Origin of the sequence: Acinetobacter sp. YH16040_T (assembly GCF_024605785.1) — a bacterium.
In the GTDB taxonomy this organism is placed as follows: Bacteria; Pseudomonadota; Gammaproteobacteria; order Pseudomonadales; family Moraxellaceae; genus Acinetobacter; species Acinetobacter amyesii.
Map to the genome: position 1 here is coordinate 635,306 of NZ_CP094541.1, position 20,310 is coordinate 655,615.

General features: G+C 42.9%; 15 protein-coding genes. 9 read left to right on the top strand and 6 right to left on the bottom strand.

What is annotated here, in order from left to right:
• The first annotated feature begins 19 nt into the window (after positions 1–19).
• The gene (gene pheT, locus MST16_RS03040; protein ID WP_180011785.1) at positions 20–2,401 is read left to right on the top strand and encodes a phenylalanine--tRNA ligase subunit beta; all 2,382 of its coding nucleotides are present in this window, start codon (positions 20–22) and stop codon (positions 2,399–2,401) included.
• Entirely contained in the window at positions 2,398–2,694 is a 297-nt protein-coding gene (locus MST16_RS03045) for an integration host factor subunit alpha (protein WP_004783565.1), read from the top strand. The genes pheT and MST16_RS03045 overlap by 4 nt, the downstream gene beginning before the upstream one ends.
• Positions 2,695–2,974: 280 nt before the next feature.
• On the opposite strand, the gene MST16_RS03050 is transcribed toward MST16_RS03045, so the two are convergent.
• The 3 genes from MST16_RS03050 to trxA all read right to left on the bottom strand — a co-directional run bounded on the left by MST16_RS03050 (position 2,975) and on the right by trxA (position 5,551).
• Positions 2,975–3,220 carry a hypothetical protein gene (locus MST16_RS03050; protein ID WP_078192631.1) on the bottom strand — a complete coding sequence of 82 codons (246 nt, stop codon included), beginning with the start codon at positions 3,218–3,220 and terminating at the stop codon, positions 2,975–2,977.
• 412 nt (positions 3,221–3,632) lie between these two features.
• Entirely contained in the window at positions 3,633–4,901 is a 1,269-nt protein-coding gene (gene rho, locus MST16_RS03055) for a transcription termination factor Rho (protein WP_067731074.1), read from the bottom strand.
• A 323-nt stretch (positions 4,902–5,224) separates the two neighbouring features.
• A complete protein-coding gene (trxA, locus tag MST16_RS03060) occupies positions 5,225–5,551 on the bottom strand; it encodes a thioredoxin (RefSeq protein ID WP_078192629.1) in 327 nt (108 codons plus the stop codon).
• Positions 5,552–5,817: 266 nt separating this feature from the next.
• Between trxA and ppx the strand changes: the two genes are divergently transcribed.
• The 5 genes from ppx to MST16_RS03085 are packed head-to-tail and all read left to right on the top strand — an operon-like array spanning position 5,818 to position 10,927.
• Positions 5,818–7,338 (top strand): exopolyphosphatase, encoded by a 1,521-nt coding sequence (ppx, locus tag MST16_RS03065; protein WP_180011787.1) that lies wholly within the window; start codon positions 5,818–5,820, stop codon positions 7,336–7,338.
• A gap of 33 nt (positions 7,339–7,371) precedes the next feature.
• Positions 7,372–8,196 (top strand): acetyl-CoA carboxylase carboxyltransferase subunit alpha, encoded by an 825-nt coding sequence (locus tag MST16_RS03070; protein ID WP_078189570.1) that lies wholly within the window; start codon positions 7,372–7,374, stop codon positions 8,194–8,196.
• Entirely contained in the window at positions 8,133–9,509 is a 1,377-nt protein-coding gene (gene tilS, locus MST16_RS03075) for a tRNA lysidine(34) synthetase TilS (protein WP_180011789.1), read from the top strand. The genes MST16_RS03070 and tilS overlap by 64 nt, the downstream gene beginning before the upstream one ends.
• Positions 9,506–10,336 (top strand): pyrroline-5-carboxylate reductase, encoded by an 831-nt coding sequence (gene proC / locus MST16_RS03080; protein ID WP_168378486.1) that lies wholly within the window; start codon positions 9,506–9,508, stop codon positions 10,334–10,336. Before tilS ends, proC begins: the two co-directional genes overlap by 4 nt.
• Before the next feature lie 27 nt (positions 10,337–10,363).
• On the top strand, positions 10,364–10,927 hold the full coding sequence (locus MST16_RS03085; RefSeq protein ID WP_078189567.1) for a YggT family protein: 564 nt from the start codon (positions 10,364–10,366) through the stop codon (positions 10,925–10,927).
• A gap of 162 nt (positions 10,928–11,089) precedes the next feature.
• On the opposite strand, the gene polA is transcribed toward MST16_RS03085, so the two are convergent.
• Positions 11,090–13,855, bottom strand: coding sequence for a DNA polymerase I (gene polA / locus MST16_RS03090; protein ID WP_180011791.1), 2,766 nt, complete (start codon positions 13,853–13,855; stop codon positions 11,090–11,092).
• Positions 13,856–14,018: 163 nt separating this feature from the next.
• On the opposite strand from polA, the gene MST16_RS03095 reads away from it, so the two are divergent.
• Positions 14,019–16,805: a DUF2339 domain-containing protein gene (locus MST16_RS03095; protein ID WP_180011799.1), complete on the top strand. Its 2,787-nt coding sequence runs from the start codon at positions 14,019–14,021 to the stop codon at positions 16,803–16,805.
• 121 nt (positions 16,806–16,926) lie between these two features.
• Here MST16_RS03095 and MST16_RS03100 read toward each other — a convergent pair whose 3' ends face one another.
• Entirely contained in the window at positions 16,927–17,850 is a 924-nt protein-coding gene (locus tag MST16_RS03100; protein WP_078192623.1) for a mechanosensitive ion channel family protein, read from the bottom strand.
• Between the two features lie 9 nt (positions 17,851–17,859).
• A complete protein-coding gene (locus MST16_RS03105; protein WP_078192622.1) occupies positions 17,860–18,681 on the bottom strand; it encodes a hypothetical protein in 822 nt (273 codons plus the stop codon).
• A 100-nt stretch (positions 18,682–18,781) separates the two neighbouring features.
• Between MST16_RS03105 and gspE the strand changes: the two genes are divergently transcribed.
• The gene (gene gspE, locus MST16_RS03110; RefSeq protein ID WP_111884711.1) at positions 18,782–20,269 is read left to right on the top strand and encodes a type II secretion system ATPase GspE; all 1,488 of its coding nucleotides are present in this window, start codon (positions 18,782–18,784) and stop codon (positions 20,267–20,269) included.
• The last annotated feature ends 41 nt before the right edge of the window (positions 20,270–20,310 follow it).

A 20,310-nucleotide genomic window follows, 5' to 3' on the forward strand; every position in this document is an offset into this window, starting at 1 on the left:
ATTAATAGGTTTTTATACAATGAAAATTAGCGAAAATTGGTTGCGTACATGGGTTAACCCAGCCATTGATAGCGATACACTTTCTGACCAACTGACCATGTTAGGTTTAGAAGTTGATGATTTATCTCCTGCTGCAAAACCATTTACTGGTGTAGTAGTCGGTGAAGTTTTAACAGTGGTTCAACATCCCGATGCTGACCGTTTACGTGTCACTACTGTAAACATCGGTTCAGGCGAGCCGTTACAAATCGTTTGTGGTGCTCCAAACGTACGTGTAGGCATGAAAGCTCCTGTAGCAACCATTGGTGCAGTACTTCCGGGCGATTTCAAAATCAAAAAAGGCAAGCTTCGTGGTGTTGAATCGCAAGGCATGCTGTGCGGTGCGTCTGAAATTGATCTTGAAGACAAAATCGACGGTCTATTAGAGCTTCCTGCCGATGCACCTGTTGGTGTAAATGTGCGTGAATATTTAGATCTTGATGACAATGTGATTGATATCAGCATCACGCCAAACCGTGGTGACTGCTTCAGTATTCGTGGTATTGCACGTGAAATTGGTGTGATTAACCAACTCCCTGTGACTGCACCAGTGATTACAGAAGTTGCTGCAACAATTACTGATGAGAAGAAAATTGTTGTTGAAACTGATGGTTGCCCACGCTATTTAGGTCGAGTGATCAAAAACGTCAATACCAAAGCACCAACTCCTGAGTGGATGGAGCGTGCATTAGCTCGTGCAGGCATTCGTCAGCACAGTATTTTGGTCGATATTACCAACTACGTTTTAATGGAATTGGGTCAACCTTTACATGCATTCGATGGCGGTAAAGTTGAAGGTTCTGTTCGTGTACGCCAAGCAACAGCAGCAGAAAAATTAACGTTGTTGAATGAACAAGAAGTTGAATTATCTGAAAACGTGATGGTGATTGCGGATGATCAAAAAGCTTTGGCGATTGCAGGAATCATGGGTGGCCTAAGTTCAGCGGTTTCTGATGATACCACTGAAATTTTCCTTGAGTCGGCGTTCTTTGATCAACTCTATATCGCAGGTCGTGCACGTAGTTTTGGTTTGCATACTGATGCATCTCAGCGTTATGAACGCGGTGTAGACTTTGAATTGCCGATGACGGCAATGCACCGTGCTTCTCAACTTATCGCTGATTTAGCTGGTGGTGAGTTTGGTCCAATTACTGTTGCTGAAAAAGTAGAGCTATTACCAAAACGTGAAGCCATTGAACTGAACCAAGCGCAAGTCGATCAACTGCTTGGTTATAAAGTTGAATCCGCATTTATTACCGATGCTTTAACGCGTTTGGGTTGCAATGTCACTGTGAAAGCAGAAGGTGAGTGGACTGTTTTACCACCATCACATCGTTTTGACATGGCGATTTATCAAGACCTCATCGAAGAAGTAGCACGTATTCACGGTTACGACAATATTCAAATTAGCTTGCCGGTGATTGATGTCAAACTAGCGAAATACCAAGACCAATTTGAATTGGTTCAGTTACGTCAAACTGCAGTGGCTTTGGGTTATCAAGAAGCGATTAGCTTTAGCTTTGCAGATGCGAAACTAGAGAAACAATTGAATCCACAGGTTCAACCACTAGCGCTTGCAAACCCGATTTCTAGCGACCTTGCAGTGATGCGTTCAACCTTATTATCAAGTTTGATCCCATGTGTGCAATACAACGTGAACCGTCAACAAAACCGTGTGCGTTTCTATGAGCTTGGTCTACGTTTTGATTATCAAGGTGCGAACAGCATTCATGATCTTAAACAGATCCCAACATTTGCACTGGTTGCAACAGGTTCGCGTACGACTGAATCTTGGCATGGTAAAGCACAGCCAATGGATTTCTTTGACTTTAAAGGCGATGTAGAAGAGATTTTAAATTCTGCACGTTTAAATGTTGAATATGTACGTTCAGAGCGTACGTGGTTGCATCCAGGTCAATCTGCTGAAATCTTAGTCAATGGTCAATCAATTGGTTACTTCGGTCGTTTACACCCTTCTTTAGAAGATGAGTTGGATTTGGCGACTACTTGGGTCGCTGAATTAGATCAATCGGCTGTTTTGCAAACTTATGTATCTAATTTTACAGAATTATCACGTTTTCCGTCGGTTCGACGTGATATTGCGCTTTTAATTAGTGATAAGATTAATGTTAGTGAAATTCAGCAACTTATCGAAAAAACAGGCGGTGAGCTTTTAGACGCAGTTTGGTTATTCGATGTGTACACTGGTCAAGGTGTCGAAGAAGGCAAGCGCTCATTGGCATTTGCAATTCAATGGCAACATCCAACACGTACATTAGAAGATGCTGAAATCAAAACCGGTATGGATAACATACTTCAGGTGTTGGAAAACACTTACCAGGCGACATTGAGGGCTTCATGACAGCATTAACAAAAGCAGAAATGGCTGATCATTTAAGTGAGCTCACGAGTTTAAACCGTCGTGAAGCAAAACAAATGGTCGAGTTATTCTTCGATGAGATTAGCCAAGCGCTAATCTCTGGGGAACAAGTTAAACTCTCAGGTTTCGGTAACTTCGAGTTGCGTGATAAACGTCAACGCCCAGGCCGTAACCCGAAAACGGGTGAAGAAATTCCGATTTCTGCCCGTCGTGTAGTGACCTTCCGTGCGGGACAAAAATTCCGTCAACGTGTTGGAAATGAGCAGATCAATTGATCTGCTTTTTTTCCTTTGATTTAGGAGGCGCAGTGCTCATCATCTATCGCACAATTCATGTTGAAGAATATTCGTTTTAAAGTGAGACGATATACTTGAGTTGAGTTGTCGTAGAGGTTGATTGTGGCTTTCCTTTAGCTAAATTGTCAGTTTTTATTTTTCAATAAGCATAGGCTTAGTATTTTGAATTTTAGCTCTTTTTATGAACTAGGGTTTAAAGTTTGAGGCAATAAAAAAGAGAGCCATAGGGCTCTCTTTTTGTGCTGAATAATCGGTTAGATTATTGAGCTTCAGAAGCAGCAGCAGTAGCTTCAGATGCAGCAGCAGTAGCTTCAGAAGCAGCAGCAGTAGCTTCAGATGCAGCAGCAGAAGCTTCAACAGCAGCAGCGTCAGACGCAGCAACTACTTCAGAAGCAGCAGCTTCAGATGCAGCAGCAGGAGCAGCTTCTTCAGTTTTTTTAGCACAACCAACGAAAGCTAAAGTAGTAGCAACTGCAGCAGCAATAGCGATTTTTTTGAATAACATGGCATCACTCTCTAAAATATGAGATTAAAAAATAACCTGCGTTAGTCTGTTGTGTGCTTTTATTATGCCTAATTTGAATAGGTATTAAAAATGCATAGAGCAGTCTAACTGGTCTGCGTGTATGCTATCACTGAGTATTTTGAAATGCTACTAGTGACTTTGAAAAAACCGTTAAAAATAGGTGAAAAACGGCCATTTTTTAACAGAAAATAACAATTAAGAGAAAGTTTTATATTGGCGAAATAGCAAATAAACTACTAAAAAGAATAGGGTTTTTTAACATATATTTTTTATAATCATCAACTTGAAAATAAGTTTACATGGAGATCTATTAAATGTTTCTTTGTGTAACTAAAGTCAACCAAATAAAAAGGCCATCGTTATAGATGGCCTTTTCAGTCAAACATTCAACTTAGTTGGATGCTTTACGTTTCATTTGATCGAAGAAATCATCATTGGTTTTGGTTTCTTTCATGCGATCAAGCAAGAATTCCATCGCTGCAAGTTCGTCTTGTGTATGAAGCAATTTACGTAAAATCCAAACTTTACGTAGGTTATCTTCAGACATCAAACGCTCTTCACGACGTGTACCTGATTTTTTGATGTTCATCGCAGGGAACACGCGTTTTTCAGCAATACGACGGTCTAGGGTAATTTCTTGGTTACCTGTACCTTTGAATTCTTCGTAGATCACTTCATCCATCTTACTACCAGTTTCAATCAACGCAGTTGAGATAATTGTCAGTGAACCACCTTCTTCGATATTACGTGCTGCACCGAAGAAACGTTTTGGACGTTCTAAAGCATGGGCATCCACACCACCAGTAAGAACTTTACCAGATGACGGAATCACGGTGTTGTAAGCACGGGCTAAACGAGTAATTGAGTCAAGCAAAATCACTACATCTTTTTTGTGTTCTACAAGACGTTTCGCTTTTTCAATCACCATCTCTGCAACTTGTACGTGACGAGCTGGTGATTCATCGAATGTTGAAGCAACCACTTCACCACGAACAGTACGTTCCATTTCTGTTACTTCTTCAGGACGTTCGTCAATCAGAAGGACAATCAAGAAACATTCAGGATTGTTACGAACAATCGACTGAGCGATGTTTTGTAACAACATGGTTTTACCCGCTTTTGGCGGTGCAACGATAATTGAACGTTGACCTTTACCAATCGGAGCAACCAAGTCAACGACACGCGCAGTTAAGTCTTCTGTTGTACCATTACCTAATTCCATTACCAATTGTTCGGTTGGAAATAAAGGTGTTAAGTTTTCGAAAAGAATCTTATTACGTGAGTTTTCGGGTGTGTCGTAGTTAATTTGATTAACTTTTAATAATGCAAAGTAACGTTCGCCTTCTTTAGGGGGACGAATCGTACCTGTAATGGTGTCACCAGTACGAAGGTTAAAGCGACGGATTTGTGATGGGCTCACATAGATATCGTCAGGGCCGGCTAGGTAAGAACCCGCTGCAGAGCGTAAGAAACCAAAGCCGTCCGACAGAATTTCTAGAACGCCATCACCAAAAATCTCTTCGCCGTTCATTGCGTGGCGCTTTAAGATGGCGAAAATAATATCTTGCTTACGGTTACGAGCCATTCCTTCGAGGCCCATAAACTCGGCAATCTTGATGAGTTCGCCAATCGGTTTTTTCTTGAGTTCGGTTAAGTTCATAGGTGGTCAGATAGAATCTAAAATTCTGAGGTACAGGTTGGAAAAGGGAGCAACAAATGTGCCGCGATCATGCAAGAAACGATAGCAATTGGTTTGCACAAAACAATTCAGAGATCTGATTCGTTATATGAAGAGAGATGTGAAAAACAATTCTGTTGCCGAGCGGCATTTTATGTGTTGTGTTGTAAGAAAATGACAGGATTTGAGATCCTTAATTTCTTGAGTAAACAATATAAGAGAGAACACAGCATTTGTCAATTTATCAACCAAAAAAATACGCTGTGTAAAACAGCGTATTTTCGAGTGTTTTTATCGGAAAAATATTAGATGTTTTCTTCGATGAAAGCTGTCAATTTAGATTTTGGTGCTGCACCGACTTGGGTTGCTACAACTTCGCCGTTTTTAAACATTAATAATGCAGGAATGTTACGGATGTTGTAGTTTACAGCTGTTTGTTCGCAAGAAGTTACGTCTACTTTAACGATTTTAACTTTGCCTTCAAACTCAGTTGAAAGTACTTCAAGTACAGGTGCAATGGCTTTACAAGGAGCACACCAACCTGCCCAGAAATCTACAAGTACAGGAGTATCAGACTCTAGTACATCGGCTTGGAAGTTTTCATCAGTTGTATTTACGATATTGCCAGACATGGATTTTGCTCCAGAATTAATTTTTAAGTTGACTCTATGTTTATAAGTATTACATAGCCAACTATAACAATGTAGGGGGTTATGTAAATTTTCGACCTGAATGGCGAGTTTGTCTAATGGATGATCACGACGCCGATGATCGTGTATGACTATCATTGCTTCAGATAAAAAATCGATAAGTTCCGCCCGAACTACTCATAAATGGCTTTTAAATTGCATGTATGTGAATTAATCTAAGCACAATTCTGAACAGGTTTTTTTGAATAATGTCTGATTTTTTGATTGATGAAGAATTACTTGCTGCTATCGATATGGGATCGAACAGCTTCCACTTGGCTATCGCACGTGTAGACCATGGTGAAGTGAAAAAAGTTGCATCAATGTCAGAAAAAGTACAGCTTGCCGCAGGTCTAGACGAAAATAAAAATTTGACTGAAGCCGCACAGCAACGAGGATTAGCCTGCCTAGCACGTTTTGTGGGGCGTTTAAATCCTGTACAAGCTAACCGTTTACGTATTGTGGCGACTAATGCCTTGCGCCAAGCAAAAAATGGTCATGAATTTATTCAAAAAGCCGCTGAAATTTTACCTAAGCCGATTGAAATCATTGCTGGTCGTGAAGAAGCCCGTCTCATTTATTTGGGAGTTTCACATACCATGGCAAACAGTGGTCGTCGTCTAGTGATTGATATTGGTGGGGGTTCTACAGAGCTGATTATTGGTGAAGAGTTTGAACCGATTCATACTGAATCCGTGCAAATGGGCTGTGTCGCTTTTACCAAAGCGTTTTTTGCCGATGGTGAAATTAACCTGAAAAGTTTTGATAAAGCGGTAAATGCTGCTCGCAAGGAAATTGCAGGTATTGCTAACACTTATAAAGCTGCGGGCTGGGATACTGTTGTCGGTTCAAGCGGTACGATCAAAGCGTGTCGTCAGATTTGTGTCAATATGGGCTGGAGTAACGATCAGGAAGAACTGACACGTGACGGTCTATTTAAACTCAAAGATAAATTGCTTAAATATAAGCATGTCAATGAAATGGAATTTGATGGTCTAAAAGAAGACCGTCGAGCAGTTTTGCCAGCCGGTATTGCCATTTTATATGCCGTCTTTGATGTGCTGAATATCGATAAATTGGTCTATTCGGATGGCGCATTACGTGAAGGCGTGATGTATGACCTCTTGGGTCGTTTCCAACATGAAGATGTTCGAGATCGTTCTGTACATGCGTTGATGGGTCGCTACAACGCAGATGTGAAACAAGCTGAGCGTGTAGTCAATACCGCGCAACAACTGTTTAATGGTGTGGCGACCGCACTGAATTTGACCAGTGATGACAGTGATTTACTGCGTCGTGCAGCGTATTTGCATGAAATTGGTTTAGCGATTAGTCATAGTGGTTACCATCGTCATGGTGCCTATTTGTTGCAACATTCGGATATTCCGGGTTTCTCGCAAATTGATCAAAACCATTTGTCACATTTAGTGGCGCATCATCGTCGTAAGTTGCGCAATGATGCACGTGTCGATGTGATGAAAGTCGGTGGTAACAAACTTGTTTACTTATGTCTATTGCTTCGTTTAGCAGTTTTATTAAATCATAGTCGCAGCGATGAGATGCTTCCTGCCATTGAATTAAGCGTGGACAATGCGCAACAATGGCAACTTAGTGTTTCTGGTGATGCCAAACAGTGGCCTTTGTTGGTTGCAGACTTGCATGATGAGCAAGTGCAATTTAAGCATTGGGATATTGAACTGAATATCCAGTCGGAACAATTTATCAATTAACAGACCAGTTAAGTTAGGGATAATGATCGACCTATGAAAAATAAAGCAGCTCAATCTAAAGCCTGGACTACGGTTCAGATCGCACGTCATCCTGAACGTCCGCAGTTTTTGGATTATGTTGGCGAAATTTTTACAGAGTTCGATGCTTTGCACGGTGACCGCCTATTTGGTGATGACGGCGCGATGATTGGTGGTTTGGCTCGTTTAGATGGTCAGCCTGTGATGATCGTAGGTCAGCACCGTGGTCGTAGTACACGTGAAAAATTACAGCATAATTTTGGTATGAGTAACCCAGAAGGTTACCGTAAAGCACAGCGTTTATTGGATATGGCGGAGCGTTTTAATCTGCCTGTCTTTACTTTTATTGATACCATGGGTGCCTACCCTGGCGTAGGTGCAGAAGAACGTGGTCAGGCTGAAGCGATTGCAACCAGTTTGGCTCAGCTTTCTTCACTTAAAGTGCCTGTAGTGGCAACGGTATTGGGTGAAGGTGGTTCGGGTGGTGCGCTCGGTATTGGCGTGGCTGACCGTGTGATTATGCTATCTCACAGTATTTATTCAGTGATTTCACCTGAAGGCTGTGCATCTATTTTGTGGAAAACTGCAGAGAAAGCAGAACAAGCAAGTGAAGCATTGGCATTGACGGCAGATAAATTGCAGAAGATGGGCATTGTGGAATACGTGGTGGACGAAGCGGAAGGCGCACATTTAAACCCTGAAAAAGTCATGCAGGATTTGAAAGTGGTCTTGAAGCAAGCTCTAGAAGAACTGCAACCAATGGATGCAAACGAACGATGCGAAGCGCGTTATCAGCGTTTAATGAAGTTTGGCAGCGACAATTTAGGGCTGACTGCTTAAGTCAAATTCAGGCGCTGCCTGAACAAAGCCGATTTTTAATAGGATGTAGTGGTGGCATGGATTCCATGTTGCTGCTGCATCTTATGCCGTTTTTGTGCCCTGAAAAAATACGGGTAATTTATATTGATCACCAACTACAAGAGAGTAGTCACGCTTGGGGGGAGTTTGTACGTGCTCAGTGTGCAGCGCTGAATCTTCCATTCATCATACAAAAAGTTCAGGTTGCGCAAGGTAACCTTGAAAATCAAGCACGCTCGGCCCGCTATCAAGCCTTTGCCCAACATTTACAAGCAGATGAAATATTGGTACTCGCGCATCATCAGCAAGATCAAGCCGAGACACTGATGTTGCGGCTACTTTCAGGTGCGGGTGTCCATGGCCTTGCTGCCATGAAAAAATTCGATGTACGTGAAGATTTTGCTTTATGGCGTCCGCTATTGGATCTTTCACGTGAGCAAATTTGCCAATGGGCAGCACAACTGCATGTGCAAAATATTCAAGATCTCACTAATTTTGATACCGACTATGACCGCGCGTGGAGTCGTGAAATTCTATGGCCTGTACTCAGTGGTCGATTTCCTAAAATGCAGCAAGCCCTGAGTCGAACCAGTTATTTGATGCAAGATGCTGATGAAATTTTACACGAGGTGTTGCAACAAGATTTGGCAGCCTGTGGTTCATCGCAAACTTTATCTTTAGTGGTTTTACAACAGCTCAGTCTGGCACGTCAGCGTCAGTTGTTATCGCACTGGGTGAAAGGTGAGGGGCAATATCGTCCAAGCTTTGAAATGGTACAGCGTTTAGTTTCAGAAGTGATTAACTCACGCGAAGACTCGCAAGCGGCACTACACTGGAATGGATTTTATTATCTGCGCTTTCAACAGCAACTTCATCGGATTGCCAAAGCGGATTATCTGCCAGCAGAATCCATTCAAGAGGTTGAAGTTGTAACTTGTGTTGCAGGTCAGTGCCTCAAGTTGCCTGCCGGCCATTTTGTGATTCAACCCTCAGAGGTTGGCTTATCACCTGAATTATTGGGGCAGCAACTGCAGATACGCCCACGCCTTGGCGGCGAAAAAATTCATTTATATGGTCGTGTCGGAAGTTGGCCTTTGAAAAAAGCCATTCAGCAGGCGCAAATTTTTCCATGGCAGCGTCATACTATTCAAATATTAAGCCGAGATAATGTTATGCTAGGCGTCTTTACGCCTCAGGGCTTTTGGTTGGCGCAGTCTGAATTTTGTACTCAAGCTGGCTGGCAACCGACATTATCTCTTAACGCTAAATCTGCAATATCGGATCTTCAATCATGAGCGCAATTCTAAATTGTAATATCAGTTTCATTGGTGGCGGCAACATGGCACAGGCTTTAATTGGTGGCCTAATTGCACGTGGTGTCCCGACTACACGTATTACAGTTTCAGATCCCGTAGAAAAAGTACGTGAGCTTTTGGCTGAAAAAGATTTGCATGTGACCGATGATAATGTTGCGGCAATTCGAGATGCTGACATTGTTCTTTTTGCAGTTAAACCTCAGGTGTTGGCAAAAGTTTTGGCACCATTACAAGGTTTGCTAGAAGGGAAGTTGGTGATTTCAATTGTTGCAGGTGCAGAAATTGCAACGATTTCAAAACTATTAGGCACAGAGCGTATTGTTCGTGTCATGCCAAATACACCGGCTTTAGTTCAAACCGGTGCGCATGGCTTATATGCAGGTGAAGCGGTTTCAGCTGAAGATCGTGATCTTGCAAGTCAAGTTTTGGCTTCAACGGGTTTAACACTTTGGGTAAACTCAGAAGCGCAAATTGATGCGGTAACAGCAGTTTCTGGCTCAGGTCCTGCATACTTTTTCTATATGATGGAAAGTATGATCCGTGCAGGTAAAAACATGGGCTTGGATGAAAAGGTAGCTACAGCGCTAACCTTGCAAACTGCATTAGGTGCCGCACAAATGGCAATTACCAGTGCCAATAGTCCTGCGGAGTTACGTAAAAATGTAACCTCTCCAAACGGTACAACACAAGCCGCGATTGAAGTGTTTGATCGTGCTCAAATTTCACAAAATATTCAGGCTGCTTTAGCCGCAGCGCAAAAGCGTAGCCAAGAGTTGGCACAAGAGTTAAGCGAAAGCACCAAATAATTCGATTTGATTTAGGAAAGTTCAAGTATGGGCTCTGCTCAAATTTTTGGAATCATTATTAACGTTGCAATTTTGCTCGTATTTTTCCGTTTTTTAATGCAGCTTGCTGCCGTGAGTCCATATAACCCTGTGGTTTTGGCAACAGCAAAAGCAACAAAAATTGTCGATATCTTTAGCCGAATTTTCCCAACTTTGGCCAAAGGTCGAGTGAATACTGCAGCTTTGGTGTTGGTGGTGATTCTGTATTTGTTAAAAATGTTTGGTTTGATGTATTTGTCTGGAGTGGCGGTGAATAGTCCATTCCATTTGATCATTATGACCTTTGTGACCATGATTCAGGATTTAATCCGTTTCTGTCGTTACTTAATTTTTGCATCGATTATTTTGAGTTGGGTCGTGATGTTTAGTCAGTCACGTTCGCCTTATATTGAAGTGGTTCAAGAGCTGGCGGAACCGCTACTTGCACCATTCCGCCGTATTCTTCCAAATATGGGGATGATTGACTTGTCGCCAATTTTTGCGATTTTGGCATTGTTGGTTGCGGAAACCATTATGAAGCAAGTCGCAATTGCATTATTGACTGGTCTTTAATCTGAGCTAAGACGAGTTAAATTAAAAAGGACGCCGAGGCGTCCTTTTTTTGTGGATTTAAAATGAGGTGTAAAACAAGAAATTTCTTAGTTAGTAGAAATATCTCACCTCTATCCCAACCTTCCTCTTAGAGGGAGAAAGGCGTGAATGAACGTGAATGAATTAGTGTGCTTCGTCCCAGTTATTACCTTGACCGACTTCCACAATCAGTGGAACGGAAATTTTCAACACAGACTGCATGACTTCAGCCAGTTGGGCAGAGAGTTCATCGGCAATTGCAGCATCAACTTCAAATACCAATTCATCGTGTACTTGCAGTAACATTTTGGCTTGATCTTTCGGTAAGATTTTATCGACTGCAATCATAGCCAATTTAATAATATCTGCCGCAGAACCTTGTAGTGGTGCATTGATCGCTGCACGTTCAGCGCCTTGTTTCACCATTTTGTTGCTCGCCATAATGTCTGGTGTATACAGACGACGACCTAAAATGGTTTCCACAAAACCTTGTTCACGTGCAACTTGGCGAGTACGTTCCATATATTCCAAAACACCAGGGTAGCGTTGGAAGTATTTACCAATATAGTTACGCGACTCTTCTCGAGTGAAACCCAACTGACGGGTCAAACCAAATTCAGACATACCATAGAGCAGGCCGAAGTTCACCGCTTTGGCTTGACGACGTTGGTTGCTGGTCACTTCATCGAGTGGAATGCCCAAAACTTCTGCCGCAGTACGTTTATGTACGTCTTGTCCATGATTAAAAGCATCGACCAATGCATGATCTTGCGAGAAATGCGCCATTAAACGTAATTCGATTTGCGAGTAATCGGCTGCCAGTAAAATGCGACCTTCAGGTGCAATAAAGGCTTTACGGATTTGACGTCCAATATCTTCACGGACAGGAATGTTCTGTAAGTTTGGATCGGTAGATGACAGACGACCTGTAGCCGTTAAAGCTTGGTGGTAACTGGTATGCACACGATGTGTGTCATTATTCACTTGTTTTAACAGACCATCGGTATAAGTGCTTTTCAGTTTAGAGAGACCACGATATTCCAAAATTAAGTCGGTAATCGGATGGTCGATTTTTTCTAAGACACTTTCACTGGTACTGTACTGACCTGTAGAGGTCTTCTTACCGCCTTTTAAACCTAATTTATCAAACAGAATCTCACCCACTTGTTTTGGTGAGCTGACATTGAAGCTTTGACCCGCAAGATCGGTAATTTCTGTTTCTAAATTTTGAATGGTATTGGCAAATTCCACACCGAGTTGGTCGAGGAAGTTCATATCTAGCTCAATGCCGTTTTCTTCCATAGAGGTTAGAACACGGGCAACCGGCATTTCAATATTGTGCAAAATATTGATCAGTTCCGGATGGGCTTGTAACTTTTTATCGAGTACTTCATACAGACGATAGGTCACATGGGCATCTTCTGCGGCATAATGGGCTGCAGTTTCAAGCTCAATTTGGTTAAAGGTCTTTTGTTTTGCACCTTTGCCCGCCACTTGTTCGAACGTCGTTGTGAGATGACTTAAATACAAACGCGCGACGTCATCCATTCCATGACGAGTTGCCACAGAGTTGAGGACATAAGAGGCCAACATGGTATCGAAATACCAACCTGCCAAATGAATACCATGATTTTCTAAGACATGTGCATCATATTTGAGATGATGACCAATTTTTTGTACGTCATTATCTTCAAGTAAAGGTTTGAGTTGATTCAGGATCGTGTCGCGATCAAGTTGTTTCGGCGCACCTTCATAATCATGCGCAAGCGGCACGTAATAGGCATCATGTGCATCTAAAGCCACCGAGAAACCCACAATCTGTGCCACGCGGTAGTCGAGGCTAGTGGTTTCAGTATCAAAGGCAAAACGCTTTTCAGTATTTAGACGTTTAAATAACACATCCCAATCTTCTTGAGTCAATACCGTGTGATAACGTGCTTCACCAAGTAAGTCATCAACACTGGTTTTGTCCGCTTGATCTTCAACTTCAGGTGCATTGGCTACAGTCGCCTTGGTGTTGATGGCTTTGGCTGCTTGTTTGTAGGTTGCACCATTGGGGTTGTTCGGATGATCTAATGACTGCAGTTGGTTACGGAATTCTAGTTCCGTATATAAATCACGCAGTGCTGGAATATTTGGATCGGCAAGTTTCAGATCTTCGTATTTAAGGCCCATGTCGAGGTCGCAAACAATGCTCGCCAGTTGGTGGTCAAGAGTAATCCCTTCGACATTGTCCTTAATGTTTTGACCGACTTTACCTTTAATACTGTCAACATTTTCTAAAATGCCGCCAATCGAACCGTACTCGGTTAAAAGTTTTGCTGCTGTTTTTGCGCCAACACCGGGCACACCACGAATGCCGTCAGAGGCGTCGCCCATCAGCGTGAGGTAGTCAATGATTTGATTCGGCCACACCCCAAATTTTTCAAAAACGCCTTGAACGTCCATCGGTTTGTCTTTGAAGCTGTCTTCTAAAGTGACACGCTCAGTAACGAGCTGCGCCATGTCTTTGTCACCGGTGGAGATCAAAACTTGATGACCGGCTGCTTCAGCGCGTTTGGCTAAAGTTCCGATAATGTCATCGGCCTCAGCGCCCGGCAACATATGCAGCGGAATCCCTAGAGCACGAATTAATGCATGAAGATATGGAATTTGTTGTGATAATTCTTCGGGCATACTTGGACGGTCACCCTTATAAATTGGGGACAATTCATGACGGAAGGTTGGTTCAGGTGTATCGAAAATAACGGCCATATGCGTCGGTTGAATACGACGCATTAATTTTTGGATGGCAGAAATGGCACCTCGGATTGCATTGGTATGCAAACCGGTTGAAGTGGTTAATGGTGGCAGTGCATGGTAAGCACGAAATAAAAAGTATGAGCCATCGACCAAGACAAATGGTGGCATTGATAATTTCCTAATCCTAAAAACGGTTTTATTGTACGTGATTTTTTGCCCGCACGCAGAGTCTAGATTGTATATGTAACTTACCGAATCACTGATGAATAGTTTTAATCCATCCGTCGGGCTCATGTATCATCAAAACATTCAGGAAAATGACGAAGCAGGTATGCTGAAACAGAATAATGAACTCAAGATGATTTGGTTGATGTCGCTGATTATGGTAGGGATCGGGGCATGGTACTTAGACATCCGTATCTTGAGTTATATCAGCGGCATTGGTTTTATGCTCAGTTTGATGAATTATGTCGATGATTTACAGCACGGCGCTGATGCACTGAGTTCATCAAAACAACCATTCCAAGTGACATCAAAGGTTCCGTTATATATTGCATCGTTATTAACGGTCGTTGGGCTGTTAACAGAACTGGGATACTTGGTTGCGATTGGGATTAGCCTGTGGGTTTATTTTTTTCTGCGTTGGCTGAAACGATTGGAACATCAGCTGCATTTATTGCAAGGACGTGCGCTCCAGTCGCAATCGATTCATGCAGCTACTTCAATATCAGCGTCGACAATAGACCGTCCTGAAAATTTTGATTCTGACGATACACCATCTGTACATCCCGCGACGGAAATTGGTAAAGCTAGACATCAGACACCATTCAATTCAACACCTTCTAATACACCATCCAAGATTGCGCCAAATCTATCTAATCAAATTCAGCAATGGCTTTTTCAAGGTAATCCCGTGTTGAAAGTGGCGGTACTGGTCTTGGTGATTGGCGTGGTGTTATTACTTAGATTTGCCACAGAGCATTGGCAACTAAGCTTGGCCATGAAATTGCTGATTGTGAGTTTGAGCAGTGCTGGTGTTGTCGGACTGGGTTTTTGGCTGCAAACCAAAAACCGCAGTTTTGCCTTGGCTCTAGAAGGTCTAGGTCTTGCAGCGCTGTTTTTGACTTTATTTTTTGCCTATTACAATGCCGTGATTCCGGGCTTTGGCATAGCTTGTCTACTGTATGCTGCACTTATGGCATTGACGATTTGGCTCAGTCTGAAACAACAGTCGGTAGAACTGGCAATTATGGCAATGCTGATCGCCTATCTTGCGCCATTTACCTTGCCTGTTCGTGATGCAACTGCAACGGAATTTATTGCCTATTATCTTGTAATTAATCTGGCTGTTGCAGTCATGAGTACTTTAAGACCGTGGAAATATCTGAATCAAATCGCATTTTTGATGACGGTGATTATGGGTGGTGGATATGCTTTTTACCACGGATACACCACCGAACGTCAGATGATGAGCGTGTTGGTTTTAGCTCACGCTGCGATTTTTATTTGGCTCGGTTTTCGTTTTAGTCAGTTATTGGCAAAACAGGATCTTGCGCATTTTCAGCTCAAACCAGCCTTGGATATTGCACTGATATTTGCTTCGCCAGTGCTTGCTTATCTGGCATTGTATTTGATGTATTTTGAGGAAACCGTATGGCAGGCGGGGTATAGCTTGCTATTCGCGGCGCTTTTTGCCGCACTGTATAGCATCAGTAAACGTAGTGCTGTGATCCCACTGATTGCACAAAGTTATTTGAGTTTGACCTTAATATTCTTGGCATTGATTCCACCGATAGTATTGAAAGAGCAGTGGAGTGTGGTTGGTTGGGCAGTTGAAGGTGCGTTGATATTTATATATGCCCTATACAAGCAGTCCAATATCAGCCGTTATTTAGGCATGGCGCTCTTGGTGATGGCGGGTTGTTCAAGTCTGTATTATTTGGTTCAACTGCCACATTTCCCTGCACAGATGTATTGGGGCGTGTGTTTGAGCTATTTGGCGGCCATTATCGTGACGCACGCTGTTCCTGCATTTCATAAACAGCTTTCAAGTTCGAGTATTGCCTTTCAATGTGTGCAAATGCTCTCAGCAACTACTATGTTCATCATGTTGCTCTTAGATCGGCTGCAGAGTAGTCATCAATTGGCTTTGAGTCTATTGATTGTCAGTGTGGCCTATCTGTTGGTGAATGAAGGCTTGTTAAAACGAAAAGCTTCGTGGAGTTGGTCCATCATTAAGTGGACGGGTCTAGTGCCTGTTTATGTGATGGGGCTGTACCAAGTTATTTCAGTGAGTGAGAACGGTCAGTTACTTTGGCATTCAGCGATGGAGCAGATGTATTTTGCATTCGCTGGGCTGAGCTTGACGCTGCTTTGGCTACGACCATTACTCGGTGTGCGTGAAGAAAAAGAATGGGTCAGTCTCGGAATTTTGAGTAGCTTGGCGTGGACCAGTCTGACGCTGATACCCAGTATGCCGTATATCAGTGTGGTAATTTTGCCGCTGATATTTTGTGCATGGTGTTATTGGCAAGCGCAGCAACCGGTCTGGAAAATGTTTTGGCAAGCGCGTAGCAGTTTGTTTTTGGCTTTGAGTTGGATCATTAGTTCGCAATTATTTAGTCAGCAGGCCTTTGTGGGATATATCTTGCCCATATTAAATCCTTTTGATGCTGTGAGTTTGCTGTTGTTAGCGGCTTTTTTATGGATGTTGAATCAACAGTTAAAAGCTGGTTTAGATCGTAGCTTGGCTGCCGTGTTGAGTGTCCTTGGGCTACTTTGGTTAAGTAGCTATGTCGTGCTTCGTGCCTTACATAGGTATCTGGATACGCCTTATAACAGTTTAGACATTTGGAGCGATGCGACCGTTCAACTGAGTTTTACTGTGCTGTGGGTGTTATTGGCTTTGGTGAGTATGCGCTTTGCCACTCAGCGCCAATTACGTTCAGTTTGGCTGCTCGGCGGCAGTATTTTGGTCTTGGTCACTTTGAAACTGGTCTTGCTGGATTTATCTCATGTCGGCACACTCATGCGAGTGATTTCATTTATGGCGGCAGGTTTTGCCATGCTTTTGATTGCCTATATTGCACCCATGCCGAATGACAAGGTTGAACCATGATGAAATTCTTAAAGGTACGAGATCACTAAGCTGTACAGGTCGATGGCTATAAAAGTACATGATAAAAAAACCCTGCACATTTGAAGATATGCAGAGCCTTTCATATCAAGTCGATAGACCATTATTTGAGTTGAGGCTCTCGTTGAATCTCTTGCGCATTGGCATATTGATCGACGTTAGCATCGCTTGCTTGTGTAGAAAGTGGGTGGTCAACAAAACCCATTTTCGGGACAGGGATTTCAATTTTATTTTCGACAAAGGCATTTCGAATCCGTTCTTGCATCTCATCGCGGACTTTCAGGAAATTCTCTCTTTGGCACCAAATGGCAAAAAGCAGCTCAATGGAAGATTCTCGAAAGGCAGTGACGGTCACGGCAGGTTTAGGATCGGCCAAGACCAATGGATATTTACTAACGGCATCTAATAAAACTTCACGGACTTTGATGATGTCTTCATGAAAGTTAATCGCAAGGGTAATTGGAATTCGCCGTATTGGAAACTTAGACAGGTTATGTACAGGTGCCCGAATCAGTTGTTCATTCGGCAAACGGACATAGACATTGTCCTGCGTGAGTAATTTGACCGACAGTAAATCAATCGAGATTACTTCACCTTCAATGGTATGCCCGCGAATCAGTGTCAATTGAATGGTATCACCAACTTCAAAAGATCCTTCACCGATCAAGAACATCCCGCTGATCAGGTTGGATGCGGACGTTTGCGAGGCAAAACCCAGTGCGACCGTTAAAATACCTGCTGCACCCAAGAAGACGCTGAGTTTAAAGCCGGCTTCTTTTAAACTGGCCATCACAAAGATGATAAAGATGAAATAGAAAATCCCGCGACGCCAAACCAACTGCTGATGGGCATTGAAACGCATACCTACAGTGCGGATAAAGGTGTTTGAGATAAAACGTGCAATCAGAAAGCCGATGACTGCCAGTAAAACAGCCACCAATAATTCTGTCAGCCGATCGGTATTGAGATTGGCGACCATTCCTTTTAGGCTGCTGGTAATTTCTGTCGAAATATTTAAATCTGCCATGGCTCACCGTTAGAAAAATGAATCAAACATATTGAATAGTACATTAGCTGACTCGCGTGGCGGATGCAGATAAATTACGTCACCGGCTTGTGGCGGTGTACGGTTTTCAATTTTGACCCGCGGCGGTTTGTCATGACCTTCATGCACGACTCGAATTTGTGAAGTCCATAAACGTCCTGTACTTTCACTATAAAATAATGGCAAAGCCGGTACAGGGACATTCATACGGTCAAAACGAATCTGTTGATTACTCACGTTATGAAACTCAATAGGGGTTACTGCACGAAAAGCACGAGGTTTGAGTTGTTTAAGTTCTGTACGACCATCAACTGCTGTGGCATAGCAAATTTCACCCATTCGATGGTTCGGACCAAACCAGGTATCTTTTGGTAGAATCACAGGTATATCAAACAAAGGTTCTCTAAGACCTTCGACAAAGCCAGCAATCCACAGCGGTGTGCTGATATACAGCGTTCCGCGCTGTCCCGCTGGAATATAAATCGGATCGACCGGTTTAATCACCACAGACCGATCTGCCAAACGTGGCATGATTTGAATTTTGTCATGCGTCTGGCGGAACATATAACGTTCCATTTTAATGGGTTGTGGAAAACCAAATTCAGGGTCTTGAATCGGATGCCATTGCTGCTCATAGTCAAACTGAAAGGTCGGGCGATGATATTCCATACGCCACTCTTGCATGCCGCGCGTTACACGGAACAATAAAGACCCAAACTGCCAACTGCGCGGGTGATTCAGTTCAAATTGATATTCCCCCCACCATTTACGTTTTGGGGATTCCTTTTCAGTCAAATCATTTTCTAATGGCAATGCGTATATCCCTTGTCCTGATAAATCCTAAAAACAGACTTCACGCTGTCAGATGCTTAGAGTACACTCAAAACAACTTTTTTCATCATTATAATGCGTGATGCAAGTACTTAAACAATTACAAATACCATATAGTTTTGCCAAACGTCATGGCGTATTGCTTCGATATGAGGGTGATCAAGCTTTTATTGTACGTCGTGACAGCACGCCACTGCTGGCTTTACAAGAAGCACGTCGCTATTTAGGGCATCCTGCACAATATCAATTATGTAGTGAGCAAGAGTTTAATCAATTACTCAGTGCAAGCTTTGCCGGAGACACCGGTGAGTCTCAACAAGTGGCAGCGGGTCTGGAAGATCATCCTGATTTACTTAGCCTTGCGGACTCTGTACCAGAAGCTGAAGATTTGATGGATCAGGAGGATGATGCGCCGATTGTACGGTTAATCAATGCCTTATTGTCTGAAGCGATCCGTGTCGGTGCTTCAGATATTCATATCGAATCTTTTGAAAAAAAGCTGTCTGTCCGCTTACGTGTCGATGGTCAGTTACGTGAAATTGTGCAGCCACGTCGTGAACTAGCACCACTGTTGGTGTCACGTATCAAAGTCATGGCCAAACTCGATATTGCAGAAAAGCGAATTCCACAAGATGGTCGTATTTCACTACGTTTGGCGGGCCGAGAAGTTGATGTTCGTGTATCAACCTTACCTTCTTCGTATGGTGAACGTGTGGTGATGCGTTTACTCGATAAACAAGCTGGGCGTTTAAACATGACCCATTTGGGGTTGATGCAGCATGACTATGATCGATTGAAACAACTGGTACATCGTCCGCATGGCATTATTTTGGTTACGGGACCAACGGGTTCGGGTAAAACCACAACCTTATATGCGGCATTGTCTGATCTAAATGATGGTTCAAAAAATATTTTGACTGCGGAAGATCCAATTGAGTATCAACTTGAAGGGATCGGGCAGACGCAGGTCAATACCAAAGTGGATATGACCTTTGCTCGTGCATTAAAAGCCATGCTCCGCCAAGACCCAGATGTGGTGATGGTCGGGGAGATTCGTGATTTAGAAACTGCTGAAATTGCAGTACAAGCGTCATTAACAGGCCATTTGGTACTTTCAACGCTGCATACCAATACAGCAATCGGTGCGGTGACCCGTCTTAAAGACATGGGGATTGAACCCTTTCTACTTTCTAGCTCATTGATCGGTGTGGTGGCGCAGCGTTTGGTTCGAACCTTGTGCCGTCACTGTGCGACTTGGCATGATGCCGATGATTTTGAAAAAGACTTATTTAAGCATCTCGATGCATCGGCCGAATTAAAATTGCCACAACCTAAAGGATGTGAACAATGCTCGCATACTGGATTTACAGGGCGTACCGCAATTTATGAAATCGTCCCGATTGATGAGCAAACACGTCGTCTGATTCATGGAAATGCTGCTGAGTTTGAGTTAGAAAATCATGTACGTGCAAATGCGGGTTCAATACGTGATGATGGATTGCGTAAAGTTTTGGCAGGTAAAACCACCATTGAAGAAGTGCTTAGAGTGACGAATGAAGCGGCTGAATAGTCAGTGTAAAATATAAATAAAGCCCCGAAGCCTGTGTAAGG

Coding starts and splice junctions, on each gene's coding strand:
- pheT (WP_180011785.1), top strand. CDS start 20: ATGAAAATTAGCGAAAATTGGTTGCGTACATGGGTTAACCCAGCCATT.
- MST16_RS03095 (WP_180011799.1), top strand. CDS start 14,019: ATGCTGAAACAGAATAATGAACTCAAGATGATTTGGTTGATGTCGCTG.
- polA (WP_180011791.1), bottom strand. CDS start 13,855: ATGCCACCATTTGTCTTGGTCGATGGCTCATACTTTTTATTTCGTGCT.
- MST16_RS03100 (WP_078192623.1), bottom strand. CDS start 17,850: ATGGCAGATTTAAATATTTCGACAGAAATTACCAGCAGCCTAAAAGGA.
- tilS (WP_180011789.1), top strand. CDS start 8,133: ATGCGAAGCGCGTTATCAGCGTTTAATGAAGTTTGGCAGCGACAATTT.
- MST16_RS03085 (WP_078189567.1), top strand. CDS start 10,364: ATGGGCTCTGCTCAAATTTTTGGAATCATTATTAACGTTGCAATTTTG.
- rho (WP_067731074.1), bottom strand. CDS start 4,901: ATGAACTTAACCGAACTCAAGAAAAAACCGATTGGCGAACTCATCAAG.
- MST16_RS03050 (WP_078192631.1), bottom strand. CDS start 3,220: ATGTTATTCAAAAAAATCGCTATTGCTGCTGCAGTTGCTACTACTTTA.
- MST16_RS03070 (WP_078189570.1), top strand. CDS start 7,372: ATGAAAAATAAAGCAGCTCAATCTAAAGCCTGGACTACGGTTCAGATC.
- MST16_RS03045 (WP_004783565.1), top strand. CDS start 2,398: ATGACAGCATTAACAAAAGCAGAAATGGCTGATCATTTAAGTGAGCTC.
- ppx (WP_180011787.1), top strand. CDS start 5,818: ATGTCTGATTTTTTGATTGATGAAGAATTACTTGCTGCTATCGATATG.
- trxA (WP_078192629.1), bottom strand. CDS start 5,551: ATGTCTGGCAATATCGTAAATACAACTGATGAAAACTTCCAAGCCGAT.
- gspE (WP_111884711.1), top strand. CDS start 18,782: ATGCAAGTACTTAAACAATTACAAATACCATATAGTTTTGCCAAACGT.
- proC (WP_168378486.1), top strand. CDS start 9,506: ATGAGCGCAATTCTAAATTGTAATATCAGTTTCATTGGTGGCGGCAAC.